Annotated in this window: 13 protein-coding genes; 9 read left to right on the forward strand and 4 right to left on the reverse strand. The window is 68.5% G+C overall.

Annotated features, from left to right (window positions below; translation table 11 throughout):
• Window positions 1–88: 88 nt before the first annotated feature.
• The 3 genes from H7J86_RS00850 (at window position 89) to H7J86_RS00860 (ending at window position 3062) form a co-directional block, all read left to right on the forward strand.
• Window positions 89–532, forward strand: coding sequence for a universal stress protein (locus H7J86_RS00850; protein ID WP_090364295.1), 444 nt, complete (start codon window positions 89–91; stop codon window positions 530–532).
• Window positions 533–762: 230 nt separating this feature from the next.
• A complete protein-coding gene (locus tag H7J86_RS00855; RefSeq protein WP_187095916.1) occupies window positions 763–1677 on the forward strand; it encodes an LLM class F420-dependent oxidoreductase in 915 nt (304 codons plus the stop codon).
• A gap of 86 nt (window positions 1678–1763) precedes the next feature.
• Window positions 1764–3062 carry a cytochrome P450 gene (locus H7J86_RS00860; protein ID WP_267288770.1) on the forward strand — a complete coding sequence of 433 codons (1299 nt, stop codon included), beginning with the start codon at window positions 1764–1766 and terminating at the stop codon, window positions 3060–3062.
• 113 nt (window positions 3063–3175) lie between these two features.
• On the opposite strand, the gene H7J86_RS00865 is transcribed toward H7J86_RS00860, so the two are convergent.
• Complete coding sequence (locus tag H7J86_RS00865) at window positions 3176–3871, reverse strand: MBL fold metallo-hydrolase (RefSeq protein ID WP_267288772.1); 696 nt, start codon at window positions 3869–3871, stop codon at window positions 3176–3178.
• 87 nt (window positions 3872–3958) lie between these two features.
• Here H7J86_RS00865 and uvrA point away from each other — a divergent pair, with 87 nt between their 5' ends.
• A complete protein-coding gene (uvrA, locus tag H7J86_RS00870; RefSeq protein ID WP_267288774.1) occupies window positions 3959–6871 on the forward strand; it encodes an excinuclease ABC subunit UvrA in 2913 nt (970 codons plus the stop codon).
• Here the strand turns inward: uvrA and H7J86_RS00875 are convergent.
• Together H7J86_RS00875 and H7J86_RS00880 are read right to left on the reverse strand one after the other, a co-directional pair.
• Window positions 6861–8027, reverse strand: coding sequence for a winged helix DNA-binding domain-containing protein (locus H7J86_RS00875; RefSeq protein WP_267288831.1), 1167 nt, complete (start codon window positions 8025–8027; stop codon window positions 6861–6863). The two genes, uvrA and H7J86_RS00875, sit on opposite strands and share 11 nt — an antisense overlap.
• A complete protein-coding gene (locus H7J86_RS00880; protein WP_090364286.1) occupies window positions 8023–8328 on the reverse strand; it encodes a hypothetical protein in 306 nt (101 codons plus the stop codon). Before H7J86_RS00880 ends, H7J86_RS00875 begins: the two co-directional genes overlap by 5 nt.
• Before the next feature lie 111 nt (window positions 8329–8439).
• Here H7J86_RS00880 and H7J86_RS00885 point away from each other — a divergent pair, with 111 nt between their 5' ends.
• The 3 genes from H7J86_RS00885 to H7J86_RS00895 all read left to right on the forward strand — a co-directional run bounded on the left by H7J86_RS00885 (window position 8440) and on the right by H7J86_RS00895 (window position 11848).
• On the forward strand, window positions 8440–8934 hold the full coding sequence (locus H7J86_RS00885; RefSeq protein ID WP_090364285.1) for a lipoprotein LpqH: 495 nt from the start codon (window positions 8440–8442) through the stop codon (window positions 8932–8934).
• 92 nt (window positions 8935–9026) lie between these two features.
• Window positions 9027–10646, forward strand: coding sequence for a hypothetical protein (locus H7J86_RS00890; RefSeq protein ID WP_267288776.1), 1620 nt, complete (start codon window positions 9027–9029; stop codon window positions 10644–10646).
• Window positions 10628–11848, forward strand: a complete 1221-nt coding sequence (locus H7J86_RS00895) for a CHAT domain-containing protein (RefSeq protein ID WP_267288778.1) — start codon at window positions 10628–10630, stop codon at window positions 11846–11848. The genes H7J86_RS00890 and H7J86_RS00895 overlap by 19 nt, the downstream gene beginning before the upstream one ends.
• 4 nt (window positions 11849–11852) lie before the next feature.
• On the opposite strand, the gene H7J86_RS00900 is transcribed toward H7J86_RS00895, so the two are convergent.
• Window positions 11853–12176, reverse strand: a complete 324-nt coding sequence (locus H7J86_RS00900; RefSeq protein WP_139170281.1) for a hypothetical protein — start codon at window positions 12174–12176, stop codon at window positions 11853–11855.
• A 55-nt stretch (window positions 12177–12231) separates the two neighbouring features.
• On the opposite strand from H7J86_RS00900, the gene H7J86_RS00905 reads away from it, so the two are divergent.
• The gene (locus H7J86_RS00905; protein ID WP_267288780.1) at window positions 12232–13542 is read left to right on the forward strand and encodes a hypothetical protein; all 1311 of its coding nucleotides are present in this window, start codon (window positions 12232–12234) and stop codon (window positions 13540–13542) included.
• Window positions 13539–14627 (forward strand): hypothetical protein, encoded by a 1089-nt coding sequence (locus H7J86_RS00910; protein WP_267288782.1) that lies wholly within the window; start codon window positions 13539–13541, stop codon window positions 14625–14627. The genes H7J86_RS00905 and H7J86_RS00910 overlap by 4 nt, the downstream gene beginning before the upstream one ends.
• Window positions 14628–14768: the final 141 nt, after the last annotated feature.

Here is a 14768-nt window from a genome sequence, read left to right on the forward strand (position 1 = left end):
GCGCCGGGTGTCGCGAATCGCGCCCACGGCCGCCGAGCAAAGGGTTACTGTCTGCGTTGGCTTAGCTACTGACACTTGGAGGGCATGAATGAGCGCCTATCGGACCGTGGTCGTCGGCACGGACGGATCTGATTCGTCACTGCGTGCCGTGGAACGCGCCGGAGAGATCGCTGCTGGAGCGGGCGCGAAACTCATCGTCGCGACGGCATACTTCCCGCAGAGCGAAGACCACCACGCCGCCGACGTCCTGAAGGACGAGGGCTACAAGACGACCGGCAACGCCCCCATTTACGCGATCCTCAAGGAAGCGAGCGATCGCGCGAAGGTCGCGGGCGCGAAGGAGATCGAGGAGAAGGCCATCGTCGGGGCGCCCGTCGATGCCCTCGTCGACCTGGCCAATGATTCCGGAGCGGATCTGCTGGTGGTCGGCAACGTCGGTCTTTCGACCATCGCGGGCCGGCTCCTGGGCTCGGTGCCCGCGAACGTGGCACGTCGGTCGAAGGTCGACGTGCTCATCGTGCACACGTCCTGATATCACGTCCGAAGGCCCGGCACACTGCGGTGTGCCGGGCCTTTCGCATCTCCGGCCCTCGATGGACTTTACAAAATTGTGATGAAATGTCACGGTGTCCGAGTGGATGTGCCGTTATCCGATCAGAGCCGGGCGCTCCGGCGGGACCGTGAACCCGTGAGAATTCCGGCCGGGCAGGACATCTGGCTCTCCGGGCGGCCGGGTCCCTCGCCGACGTCGAGCGGAGTCCGATGAAATTCGCGTTCACGCACCCGATGCACAGCCATCCGTACAACCCCGAACTGGTCGGCGGGGCCGGGGTGGCGGCGGTGGCCGTGGCAGCGGAGAAGGCGGGTTTCGGTGGCTTCGGATTCACCGATCACCCGGCCCCCACCGAGAAATGGCTGCGGGCCGGCGGGCATGACGCCCTGGATCCCTTCGTGGCCATGGGGTTTGCCGCGGCGCACACCACGACCCTGCGGCTGATACCCAATGTGGTGGTGCTGCCGTACCGCAACCCCTTCGTGGTCGCCAAAGCCGGTGCGACGCTCGACCTGCTCTCGGGTGGGCGCTTCACCCTGGCTGTCGGCGTCGGTTACCTCAAGCGTGAATTCATGGCCCTGGGCGTCGATTTCGATGAGCGGGCAGGCCTGGTCGACGAGGCGCTGCAGGTGATCCGGGCCATCTGGACCACCGATGACTACAGCTTCGAAGGCAGGCATTTCACGGCCGCCGGGGTCACCGCTCATCCCCGCCCGGCTGCCGCGCCGCCCATCTGGGTCGGCGGTAACACCGGCGCCGCCAGGCGCCGCGCCGCGCTGTACGGCGACGGCTGGTGTCCGTTTCCCGCACCCGCGGTGCTGGCCCAGACCGCCCGGACGGCATCGCTGGAATCGCTGGCCGAACTCGAAGCGGGGATCGGCGATCTGCGGCGGCGTCTGGACGAGGCCGGCCGCGATCCGGCGACCGTCGACATCACCTTCAGCAACAACCAGGGCGGTGTACCCGGTGCGGACGGCTTCGACGCCGCCGCCTACCTGGACGGTGTCGCCGCGCTGGCCGACTGCGGTGTCACCTGGATCCAGGTGCAGGTGCCCGGTGACAGCCTGGCCCACGCTGTCGAGGCGGTCGAGCAGTTCGGCGAGCAGGTCATCGCCAAGCTCTGAAGACAAAATTGAGGTGACCCTGGCGTAGAAATTGCGGACAGACCACTTGTCGCGGTGCCACACTCGGCATTGACGGGAGGTCGACGATGACCGCAACACTGACCCATACCGGAATCCCACCCCGCAGGAACGGTGCCCCACCGCCCGACGTGCCGCTCGGCGATATCGACCTCGGCTCGCTGGCGTTCTGGGAATGGGACGACGACCTGCGCGACGGTGCTTTCGCCACCCTGCGCCGTGAATCGCCGATCACCTTCTTCGGGGTGCCGGAGTTCGCCGGGTTCCCGTCGGGGGCGGGGCACTGGGCGCTGACCACCTATGACGACGTGCGTCACGCCAGCCGGCACCCCGAGATCTTCAGTTCCAGCCCGACCAGCACCTCGCTGTCGGATGTGCCTGCCGAGATCTCCGAGTTCTTCGGCTCGATGATCACCCTCGACGATCCGCGCCACCTGCGGTTACGGGGCATCGTCAACCGGGCCTTCACCCCCAAGGTGGTGGCGCGCATCGAGGACAGTGTGCGCGAGCGGGCCCGCCGGCTGGTCGCGCAGATGGTCGAGCGGCACCCGGACGGCGAGGCGGAATTCGTGTCCGAGGTGGCCGGCCAACTGCCGCTGCAGATCATCTGCGATCTGATGGGCATCCCCGAGGAGGACGAGGCCGAGATCTTCCACTGGACGACGGTGCTGCTCGGCGCGGGCGATGACGAAGTGTCCGGCGATTACGACGAAATCCTAAAGGTGTCAACGAATCTCGCCAACTATGGGATGAATCTGGCCGAGCAACGGCGGGCCAAGCCGGCCGAGGACCTGACCACCAATCTGGTGCAGGCCGAGGTCGACGGCGAGCGGCTGAGCTCCGCGGAGATCGCCTCGTTCTTCATCCTGCTGTCGGCGGCGGGTAACGAGACGACACGCAACGCCATCAGCCACGGCATGGTGGCGCTGACCCGCTATCCCGAGCAGCGCGATATCTGGTGGCAGGATTTCGACCGGGTTGCTCCGACGGCGGTCGAGGAGATCGTCCGGTGGGGCTCACCGCTCATCTTCATGCGGCGCAACCTGACCGAAGACATCGAGATGCGCGGTATCCAGATGAAGGCCGGCGACAAGATCTCGATGTGGTACGCCTCGGCCAACCGCGACGAGCAGCGGTTCGCCGACCCCTACCGGTTCGACGTGACCCGCGACCCCAACCCGCAGATCGGCTACGGCGCCGGCGGCGCGCACTTCTGTCTGGGGGCCAACCTGGCCCGCCGCGAGGTCCGGGTGGTCTTCGACGAGCTGTACCGCCAGGTTCCCGACATCGTCGCGACCGGCGAGCCGGCGATCCTGCGGTCGGCCTTCATCCACGGGATCAAGCGGCTGCCCGTCGCATGGGACTGAGCCCGGCCCCGCGATTCACCAGCCCATCGATCCGGGGATGCCCTTGAAGGGACCGGTCACTCTTCCAGCGGGGCGGGGCCGGGCTTGTCGGGACGGGCCGGCTGCTCGTCGGGTCACCACCCGCGGGCGCGCCATTCGGCGAGATGGGGCCGCTCGGCACCGAGGGTCGTGTCATCGCCGTGGCCCGGATACACCACGGTCGAATCCGGATAGCGGTCGAACACCTTCGTGGCGACATCACCGAGCAGCCGCTCGAAGTCGCCGTCCTTCCACGTCTTACCGACCCCGCCGGGGAACAGGCAGTCCCCGGTGAACAGATGGGTGACGTCCCCCGCCCCGTCCCCGCCGCCGCGCAGCGCCAGGGCGACCGACCCCTCGGTGTGACCCTGCAGATGAATGACGTCGAAGGTGAGCTCGCCGATGCCGATGGTGTCACCGTCGGAGAGGATGCGGTACGGGGTGACGGGTAGCGGCTCGGCGTCCAGCGCGTGCGCGGCGGTTGGTGCACCCGTGGCCTCGGCCACAGCTTGCAGTGCCTGCCAATGGTCGAGATGCTGGTGGCTGGTGACGATGAGCGAGACCTCGGGGGCATACGTGTCGATCAGCTCGATGAGCCGGTCTGCGTCGTTGGCCGCGTCGATGAGCAGGGTTTTCCCGGTTGCGGAACAGGTGATCAGGTAGGCGTTGTTATCCATCGGGCCGACGGACGCCTTGATGATGGTGGCCGCGGGCAGCGTGCGCCGGGCCGCGGTTCCGGGGTCGACGTGACCGGTGTAGTCGTCGCTGACGAGGTTGTGTGGGCTGTTCACAATCCCACGCTAGCGGGCTTGTCGGTGCCGGCACCTAGCATGGGGCCTGGATTCTTGTGCCTTGCGCAGGAACGGAAAGGGTGGAGTGTGTCTGACCGTCTGATCGTCAAGGGTGCGCGCGAGCACAATCTGCGTGGCGTGGACCTTGACCTGCCCCGCGACGCGATGATCGTGTTCACCGGTTTGTCCGGGTCCGGCAAGTCGTCGCTGGCTTTCGACACGATCTTCGCCGAGGGACAGCGCCGCTACGTCGAGTCGTTGTCGGCCTACGCCCGGCAGTTCCTCGGGCAGATGGACAAGCCCGATGTCGACTTCATCGAAGGCCTCTCGCCGGCGGTGTCCATCGACCAGAAGTCCACGAACCGCAACCCGCGCTCGACCGTCGGCACCATCACCGAGGTGTACGACTACCTGCGTCTGCTGTACGCCCGGGCCGGCACGCCGCACTGCCCGGTGTGTGGGGAGCGCATCGCGCGGCAGACGCCGCAGCAGATCGTCGACCAGGTGCTGGCCATGGAGGACGGCACCAAGTTCCAGGTGCTCGCGCCGGTGGTGCGTACCCGCAAGGGCGAATTCGTGGATCTCTTCGACAAGCTGAACTCGCAGGGTTACAGCCGGGTGCGGGTAGACGGGGTGGTTCATCCACTGACCGATCCACCCAAGCTGAAGAAGCAGGAGAAGCACGATATCGAGGTGGTCGTCGACCGCCTCACCGTCAAGGCCAGCAGCAAACAGCGCCTGACCGACTCGGTCGAGACCGCGCTGGGCCTGGCCGACGGGATCGTCGTCCTCGATTTCGTCGACCGCGAAGACGACCACCCGCATCGCGAACAACGCTTCTCCGAGAAGCTGGCCTGCCCCAACGGGCATCCGCTGGCCGTCGACGACCTGGAACCGCGGTCGTTCTCGTTCAACTCGCCCTACGGCGCCTGCCCAGAATGCACCGGGTTGGGCATCAAGAAGGAGGTCGACCCGGAGCTCGTCGTCCCCGACCCGGAGTTGACCCTGGCGGAGGGAGCGGTGGCACCGTGGTCGATGGGCCACACCTCCGAGTACTTCACCCGGATGATGGCCGGCCTCGGCGAGGAGCTCGGCTTCGACGTCGACACCCCGTGGAAGCGGCTGCCGGCCAAGGCGCGTAAGGCGATTCTGGAGGGCTCCGACCACCAGGTTCACGTGCGGTACAAGAACCGCTACGGCCGCACCCGGTCCTACTACGCCGACTTCGAGGGCGTCCTCGCCTTCCTGCAGCGACGGATGGAACAGACCGAGTCCGAGCAGATGAAGGAACGCTACGAGGGTTTCATGCGCGACATTCCGTGCCCGGAATGCGCCGGGACCCGGCTCAAGCCCGAGATCCTCGCGGTGACCCTGGCGGCCGGGACCCACGGTGCCAAGTCCATCGCCGAGGTCGCCGAACTGTCCATCGCCGACTGCGCGGCCTTCCTCAACGCACTCACCCTGGGCACACGTGAGCAGGCGATCGCCGGGCAGGTGCTCAAGGAGATCCAGTCCCGGCTGGGCTTCCTGCTCGACGTCGGCCTGGAATACCTGTCGCTGTCGCGGGCCGCGGCGACGCTGTCCGGTGGCGAGGCGCAGCGGATCCGGCTGGCCACCCAGATCGGTTCCGGACTGGTGGGCGTGCTGTATGTGCTCGACGAGCCGTCCATCGGTCTGCACCAGCGGGACAACCGCAAGCTGATCGACACCCTGATGCGGTTGCGCAATCTGGGCAATACGTTGATCGTCGTCGAGCATGATCTGGACACCATCGCGCACGCCGACTGGGTGGTCGACATCGGCCCGTATGCCGGTGAGCACGGCGGGCGGATCGTGCACAGTGGGTCGTACGCGGACCTGCTGAAGAACCCGGAATCCCTTACCGGGGCCTATCTTTCGGGTAAGGAGAGCATCGAGGTCCCGGCCATTCGCCGGCCCGTGGACCGCAAACGTCAGCTCACCGTGGTGGGTGCGCGCGAGCACAACCTCAAAGAGGTCGACGTGGCCTTCCCCCTGGGGGTGCTGACCTCGGTCACCGGGGTGTCGGGGTCGGGGAAGTCCACCCTGGTCAACGACATCCTGGCGACGGTGCTGGCGAACAAGCTCAACGGCGCGCGTCAGGTCCCGGGCCGGCACACCCGGATCAACGGGATCGACCAGCTGGACAAGCTGGTCCGCGTCGACCAGTCGCCGATCGGTCGCACCCCGCGGTCCAACCCGGCCACCTACACCGGGGTGTTCGACAAGATCCGCACCCTGTTCGCCGCGACCACCGAGGCCAAGGTGCGCGGGTACCAGCCAGGCCGGTTCTCGTTCAACGTCAAAGGCGGCCGCTGCGAAGCATGTTCGGGCGACGGCACGCTGAAGATCGAGATGAACTTCCTGCCCGATGTGTATGTGCCGTGCGAGGTGTGCCACGGCGCCCGGTACAACCGGGAGACCCTCGAGGTGCACTACAAGGGCAAGACCATCTCCGAGGTGCTGGACATGCCGATCGAGGAGGCCACCGAGTTCTTCGAGCCGATCTCCTCGATCCACCGCTACCTCAAGACGCTGGTGGATGTCGGGCTCGGCTATGTGCGGCTGGGACAGCCGGCGCCCACGCTGTCCGGTGGTGAGGCGCAAAGGGTGAAGCTGGCGGCCGAATTGCAGAAGCGGTCCACCGGCCGCACCGTCTACATCCTCGACGAGCCCACCACCGGTCTGCATTTCGAGGACATCCGCAAGCTGCTCAAGGTGATCAACGGTCTTGTCGACAAGGGCAATTCGGTCATCGTGATCGAGCACAACCTGGATGTCATCAAGACCTCGGACTGGATCGTCGACATGGGCCCCGAAGGGGGCGCGGGTGGCGGCACCGTCGTCGCGCAGGGCACCCCTGAGGATGTGGCGGCCACGCCGGAGAGCTACACCGGGCAGTTCCTCGCGGAGATGCTCGGTATGCCCGTGCCGGTATCCGCGCCTGCCCCGAGCCGGAAGCGGCGCAAGGTCAGCGCGTAGCGGATTTCGTCAGCGGGGAGGGGAACCGCGGTTTCACCCGCACCCCGTCCAGCCAGGCGGTCAGCTCGTCGGCCTTGTGCTGCAGAGCTTTCCGTGCGCTCGTGGTGACATCTGCCGTCAACTGCAGGTGCACCCGGCCGTCCTCGTCGTGCACCCAGCCGCCCACCACGCGGCCATCCACCCAAGTGGTCGGCCCGGCATTGCCGTAGCGGTCGAACACCTGCTCGCGGTGACCGTCCAGGTACCAGTCTCGGTCGAACCAGCCCATGGTGGTGACATCCAGGCCGGGCAGCAACGCGCACCACGGTTCGACCGCAGGCTCGGGCTTCAGGTCATCGGGCAACACCACACCGGGGGTGCCGTGCAGATCCACCTGCACCGCACCAACCTCGGCCAGGGCGCGCCGCGTCCACGTCAGGGTGTGGCCGAACCACCACGCGATATCTGCGACGGTTGCCGGCCCGAAGGCGCGCAGCCAGGTGCGGACCAGCTCGGTTCCGGCCGAATCGGCGTCGGCGGACGCACCGTCACCCAGCCAGGCCGTCCGCGACGCCCACAGCGGCCGCGATGTCGTCCACGCGCCGGTGTTCGGGCCACGGACGATATCGCCGCGCACCGACAGCACCGTCAGCACCCGGGGTGACACCGGCGTCGCTCCGCCCCAGGGTTTTCCGGGTGCGGGGTCGTAGCTGCCCGCGAGCTCGGGCAGAGTAGTGCGCAGCTGGGCCGCACCGGTCGGTCCGTGTGTGTCCAGATATGCCAGCACCGCCGCGCACGCGGTGTCCAGCCACGCCGCGCCGTCCGCGGCGATCCCGCCCTTCTCGATATCGGCGATCAGCTTGCGTCGTTCGTTGGCCGCCACCCGGTCGCTGGCCGCCGCCTGCACCGCGGCCAGACTCTCGGAGCCGACCACCCACAGGGTGCGGCGCATCGCGAGATGTTTGACCAGGGACCGCCGCTCGTACAACGCACTGTCGAGATCGGCGACGGTGAATTCCGGCATCCGCGCCCACAACGACAGATAAGGGGTCGCCGGATCGCTGGAGTGCAGGCCGACCAGTGCCGAGGAGACGCTCTCCGCGCTGCCGCCGCGCGAGGCCAGGAAGTGCCGTCGGGCCAGCCGGGCGCGCCGCTCCTCGACCGTGAAGGATCTAATCGTCACCACCGGCACGGGGTTTCTCGGGCTGATCCATCGACTCCCGGATCTGGCGCAGGCGTTCGGCAGCGGCTTCCTGACGCTTCTCGTACTGCTCGGCCACCGAGCGGCCCTCGGGGGTCGCCTCGGCCAGTTCGGTGGCTCCGATCGCGGTGCCGAACCTGTTCTCGATCTTCTCCCGGACCGACTCGAAGGTCGGTACACCGCTGGGGTCGTACCCGGGATCCGGCGGGGTGGCGGGCAGCACCGGTGCCGGTGGCACGGGTTCCGACGGGACGGAAGACTGCTGCTCATCGGCCATATCGCCACGATACCCACCGCGAAGTTTGGGATCGGTAGCAATGACGCCCGGATGTACTTCTCCCACGCCGCGCCACCGGGGCGCCGGGCGAAACGAAGGGACTCTCACGAAATGACGAAGAATCGCGTTCTGGTTGCAGGCATCGGAATGGTCGCGGCCGCCGCGGTACTGGTCGGCTGCTCCGACGACAGCTCATCCAAGGGCAGCACGCCGTCGGCCAACAACGGCAGCACCCAGGTCAGCTCGGGTGGTAGCACCGAGGTCAAGGTCGAGGGCCAGGACCTGTCCGGCCTGGACGTCAAGACGGTGACCTGCGTCAAGCAGGGCGGCAAGATCAACATCGCCAGCGGTGCCATCGGCGGCCAGCAGGGCCTGGGCGTCGTGATGACCGACGAGGCAACTCCGAAGGTCGAGTCGCTGGGCCTGGTGGTGGACGGGAACGCCCTCGCCGTGGCCTCCATGGGCGGTGCGAACACCGGTTCGGCAGATGTGAAGGTGGACGGCAGCACCTACACCATCACCGGTGAGGCCGCCGGCGCCGACCTGAAGAACCCCATGGCCGGGATGATCAGCAAGAAGTTCGAGATCAAGGTCACCTGCAACTGATCGTCCACCGTCGGGGCGACCCGAAGATCCCCGGTGGCGGCGGGCGCGCCTGGCGCGCCCGCCGTCTTCGGTGGCCCACTTATGATGGCCCGATGTCGATACCCGACGATCTGGAGCGGGCCCGACGGCTGGCCTTCGCCTCCGATGAACTCGGGGCCAAAGAGCTGTTGCTCTCGCTGATGGCGCCGATCGAGGCGGCCGACCGGGACGACCTGATGCTGGAGGTTCTCGCTCAACTCGGCGAGATCTACCTGGTGCGGACGGCTTATGACGGAGTCACCGAAGCCATGAAACGTATCGACGACTGCCTGCAGACCTATCGCGGCATCCGGGCGGGTACGCGGCCCGAGGACGCAGCGCAGATCACCATGACCGCGGCCGAAATCGACCACATGATCTGCCGTTACACCCGGCGCGCCCGGTTTCTGCAGACTGGTTTGGCCGCCGCCCACGGTGAGCACGAGGCGGCCGCGGCCGCACTACACCAGCTGGCCGAGGATCCCGGCAGGTTCGACGACCTGACCGCCGAGCATGCGTACCTGGTGACCCATGCCCGCATCCTGTGCGCGGCCGCCCTGTGTGATGACGATCTTCACGTCCAGTCACTTCCCTTGTGGGAGAAAGTGTTCGATGCCCTGGACGGCCCGGGGGACGACACCGAATTCGACGATACCCTGCGTGTCCTGGCCGGCACCGGCTACGGACGTTTCTGTGTCGAGACGGGCCGCCTGACCGAGGCCGAACCCTGGCTGCGCCGGGCCGGGGCCCGCGCCCTTGCACGTGGGTGGGATCTCGCCACGGCCAGAACCGAATTGGAGCGCGCCACCGCGGCGTGGGCGGCGGGGGACCGGGCTCGCGCCCAAGATCTGGTGCACGGCGCCTATCCGGTCATCGCCGAACACGCCCGCGCCCACGATGTCTCGCGCAGCTGGCTGTACTTCGGCCTGATCAGCATCTCGGTGGGAGCCCTCGACGACGCCGACGAGCGTCTCAGCCATGCCGAACGGCACTGGCGTGAGATCGAAAAGCCACTTCACATCCACCGAATCCTGTTGCAGCGCAGCTGGGTCGACATCCTGCGCGGTGACTTCGCCGCCGCCGGCGATCGTGTCGCGGAGGCGCGTGAGCTACTCGACAGCTGGCCCAGGAGCAGCTGGCTGCAGTACGCGCGGCTCGACGACCATCTCGGATCGATCCTGCGTGCGGAGGCGCTCGCGGACACGGAGACCGCCGAGGAGAAGTTCGCGCGGGCCGCCGATCTCAAGGTACCGGCCGCGCTGGCCGTCGACACGGTGCGGCACACCATTGCCGACGCCGACGCCCGGATGAGATGGGCCACCCATGTCTCGGGCCGCCTGCTGGCCGGGGCATTCGCCGTCGCGTGGGAATGGGGTAACACCGGCCTGGTCAGCGAGCTCATCGAATACCATTGCGCGCGAGGCGCATTCAGCGTTCCGCAATCACCACTGACGATGGGTTGGGCGGACACCGCGACCGCGGCGGTGCCCGTCGACGACGCCGACGAATACGCGTTGGTCGCGTCCGGGCCGGGATCGACGGCCGGGGGAGCGCTCACCAGGCTCGGCCCGCTACCGCCGTTGCGGATGGACCCGGCCACGGGGCCGGTGCTGGCGCACTACCGCGAACTCGCGCAACAGCGGTACGGCAAGACCGTCACCTCTGCCGAAGCCGAGTGGTCCACCTGGCCATGAGCGAAACCACCCTGGTACTGCGCTACGCCGACGTCGGCGTGGCCACCTACGGCAGCCTTCGCGTCGTCGGGCAACCGGACCGAACCGTCACCTGGGTGCTCGACGAGCCCGCCCTCGGTGCGGTGCGCGACCGGCTCGGCGAGGCGCTGCCCGACCCGCGTCCGGGCGAGACGATCCGGACAGCGCTCGAACGTGCCCTCACCGCCGGGGCGTTCGCGGCGCCGACGGCCGAGCAGGAGATGGCCGAACTCCTCGGCGCGGGGCTGATCCCGGCCGCCGGCTGGGAGTTGATCGTCGCCGCCGCGGGGGACGTGCCGGCCACGCTCTTCGTCGCGCCGACCGCGGGGCTGGCTCAGGTGCCGTGGGTGGCGCTGGCGATGCCGGACGCACCGGGGCGACGGCTGATCGAACTCGCCGACATCCTGTTGGCCGCGCCGCCCAACATCGCCAACGCCCCGCGAAAGCCGGCGAGCTGGGCACAGCGGTGCGATAACGCGGCACTGCTGATCCTCGACCCGCGCGTGCCCGGCCAGCGACCGGACTCCGCGCTCGGCTCGGTGCTCGGCCGGCCCGACCCCACCGGTCCGCTGACCCGCCACTTCGCGCAGCGCCGGGCCCACCGCGACGTGCTACCCCAGGTGGAGTCGACGGTCGAGCTGTTCCGCAGCACGCAAGCCGACCGCAGGTGGTTCGCCGGTCAGCTCGCGGCGGCGCCGAGCCGATTGTTGTTCGTCGGCCATGCCACCGCCGCCGACGGTGAGGTCGGCCATGCCGACCGCGCAGCGGTGCATCTGGCCGACGCCAGTCCGCTGTCGGCCGCGGACCTGATGACCGCGCAGTTGCCGATCCCGCCGCGGGCGGCGCTGCTGGCCTGCTCCTCGGGTGGCGACTACCGGTTCGACGAGGCGACCGGACTGGTCGCGGCACTCATCCTCGGCGGTGCCGTGCTCGTCACGGCCACGCTGTGGTCATTGCCCACCGCCGCCGGCTACCGCCAGTTCAGTGGCACCGCAACGGAATCCATCGATCCGATGGCCGAAGTCGTCATCGCCGTCGACTCCGCGCACGAAGCGGACGACGCGGGCCGGGCGGTCAACGCATGGCAACGCGCCCAGCTGATCCGCTGGCGCGACGGTGACGGCGCCGCGAGCCCGCTGTACTGGGCCGCCCTCGCCACCTTCGCGGTGGACGGTGCGCGATGAGCCCTCAACGCGGGTCCGGGGCGGCGACCGCGACCGACGACTCGTCGCCGGGACGGTAGTAGGTGTCGACGATGCTGCCAGGAGTGAAGCTCGCCAACGACGCTTCGGGAATCATCGTCGTCTCGCGGGCCGCGAACTGTCCGCCGTCGGGACGGGTGACCATGATGTCGAGTTCGACCTCGTGGCAGTCCGCGCAGAAGTCGCCGGTGAGGCGCAACCCGACGATCACGCCGCGGGATCGCACCATGGCGGTCGTCGGGACCAGCAGGACCGCGGCCGTTCCGCCGAACAGGAAGCTGAAGAACACCAGGGTTGGCAGGCTGAGCATGCGTTCACCCTGGACGACCTGCACGGCTACCGAACCCAACTTCTATCCTGTTGCGATGAGCGCAGCCCCCGATACGCCGGTGGCCGTGCGGCAACCCCGCCGCGCGGTGATCGAACAGGCGTGGCGCGCCATCGGTGCCGGCGTCGAGGTGCTCAGCGCCGATGACGGCGGACCGTTGAGCCGGACGGTCAAACGGATCATCGATCCGTTGGTGCTGCGTCTGCGCTCCAACACCAGGTATTCGGCGCCGTTCGTGACACCGGACGTCGCCGCCGAGATCCACGACGCGATCGTCGGCCACGCCGATACGCTGCGCGCCACCGCACGGTGGTTCGACACGCTCAAGCGAGAGCGCCGCAGACAGCGCATCACCACGGGCAACGCCCAGGAACTCTATTTCCCGCTGTGTTTCGAACTCGCGGTCACCAAGGGTGCACCGTCGGACGAGGACCTCGTGGGCGCGGGAATTCTGCTGCGCGACATCCACTCCGACCGCGATCGCACGGCGATCGAGGTACTCAACCGCCACATCGGGGACGATGCCGTGGTCGCGGCGTTGACGGCCCAGCTGGCCCGCAGCTGGCGCGATGTCCGGGCGGGCAACGAGATCACCGGCCCCTTCCTGGCCGGGCTGGGCACCGTGCTCGGCAGTGTCGACGGGCACAACGCCGCGGTGGCCCGCCAGCGGGTGTGGTCGGCCTTGGTGGCCGACGCGACCCCGTACAACCTCGGGGCCGCGGCACATTCGGCCGGCGCCGAACTGCCCTGGTCGATCGTCGATCTGGGGCTGAGTTCCGCTGCACCGCAACAATGTCCGACCATCGCCGGCGGTGAGGGGGAACGCCCGCTGGACCGCAGCGTCGTCGACCGCGTGCGGGCGACGCTACGCCGGGCCCTGGCCCGCGACGAACTGCCCGATGTGCCGTTACTGTGCGCCGAAGAGGTCGATCGCGCCTGTTCACCGTGGGGCCTACTGGGCGAGGACAAGCAGGCGACGCTGATCGCCGGTATCGACATCGCCGTCGATCTTGCGCCGCTCGACGAGACGGCGCAGGCCCGTCATGACCTGTCGCGCCAGATCCAGGCCAGGCTCCGCAAAGAGGCGTATGTGCTGCACGCGCGGCGCTACCTGGCCGGCGACGCCCCGATCCATCCGCGCCAGCAGCTGATCGTCGACGAACTCGCCGCATTCTGCCGGCCGTATCTGAATCGGTTGTGGGCCCGCCTGCACGGCCGCGACGTCTGGCAGGAGTCGTGCTCCGACGTCGATGACGTCCGCGAGCTGCTGGAGGGCGTATCGCGTTCGGTCAGCCTGGATCACCGTCAGCGGATCAAAGCCATGCTCGAAGCGCAGGACCTGTCATGAGGTTCGTCGAGGAATCCGGATTGTGGTCCACCGGACCGGCACCCGCGCCGGTGCCGCTGACGGCCGTGCTGGAGGTCGCGGGCGCCGTGTTGTCCTGGCCGGTGGACCGCCCAGCCGCCGACGTGCACCTCGCCTTCACGGATCCGGCGCGCGCCGACTGGCTCTGGCGGGTGGTCGGCGAGCGTGGGCACGATGCGATCGCCCGCGCGCTCGAGGCGGCCGCCGGAGATCCCGTCGACATCGGGGACGTGACTTTCTACGCTGCGGCACTGGAACCGTTGCGGCGCTTGGCGCTGGGACACTGGCTGCGCCGATGGTGGCCGGCCAGCAGCCGCGACGGTATCGCCGAACTCGATCCGGCGATCCTCGCCGGTGAACTGGCGCTTCTGACGACGGCCGCCGAGGCGTATTTCGCCGACGACACCTTCGACTCGGACGTGGCCGAGCTGTTGCGCCCGCATGTTGCCGTGCTCGATGCGCAGGCAGCGCTCGGTGACCCGCGCATCGGCGAGATCGCCCGCGCCTGCGCTGAACTGGCCGAGGATATCGGGGCAGCCGGGGTGGTCCCGGTCGCCCCGGTGCGGGTGGGTCGCCGAGACGACTACGCGCTGGTCGCCGGCGCAGACCGAACCGGCCCTGCGGCGTCGGGTATCGCCGCAGGCGTGACGTCGGTGAGCTGGGCGGCCGTCCCGGCCGGCATCTTCGATGCGGCCGAGGACACGGTGGACTGGCGACTGGTATCCGACGGCGGCGTCGTCAGCGTGGTGGTGCGGGCGGAACTAGGCGGGCCGCACTCGCCCGCGGGTATCGCGGTCGGGGTGACGGCGGGCGAGATCGGTGGCTCGGGATCGCTGGACGGAACCGGCGCCGCGACGATTCCCTTGTTCGACAGCCTCGGCGTTCCGGTGTCCGAACCGGTCGCCTGGAACCGTGATTGGCGAGACACCACCGTGACGGTCGGGGGCGGCGCCACCGAGACGGCGCAGGAACGCGAAAGGGTCCGGGCCATGGTGCGCGACCGGCTGCGCCGGCCGGGTCCCGACGCCTTCCTGGCGGAGATCCTGGCTGCTGAAGCCGACTACTGAACCACGGCGGCCCGCGCATCGTGTATCCGGGAAGCAATTGTCGGCAGGCGCAGAAATCCTGTCGGTTTCTGTCAGAATGAGAGCCCCGGTGCAGGACAACGCGTGAATATGCGGGGCATGGGCGGCGCAACGCCGCCTCAG

The sequence above is a fragment of the Mycobacterium hackensackense genome (assembly GCF_025822555.1).
GTDB classification, from domain to species: domain Bacteria; phylum Actinomycetota; class Actinomycetes; order Mycobacteriales; family Mycobacteriaceae; genus Mycobacterium; species Mycobacterium fluoranthenivorans.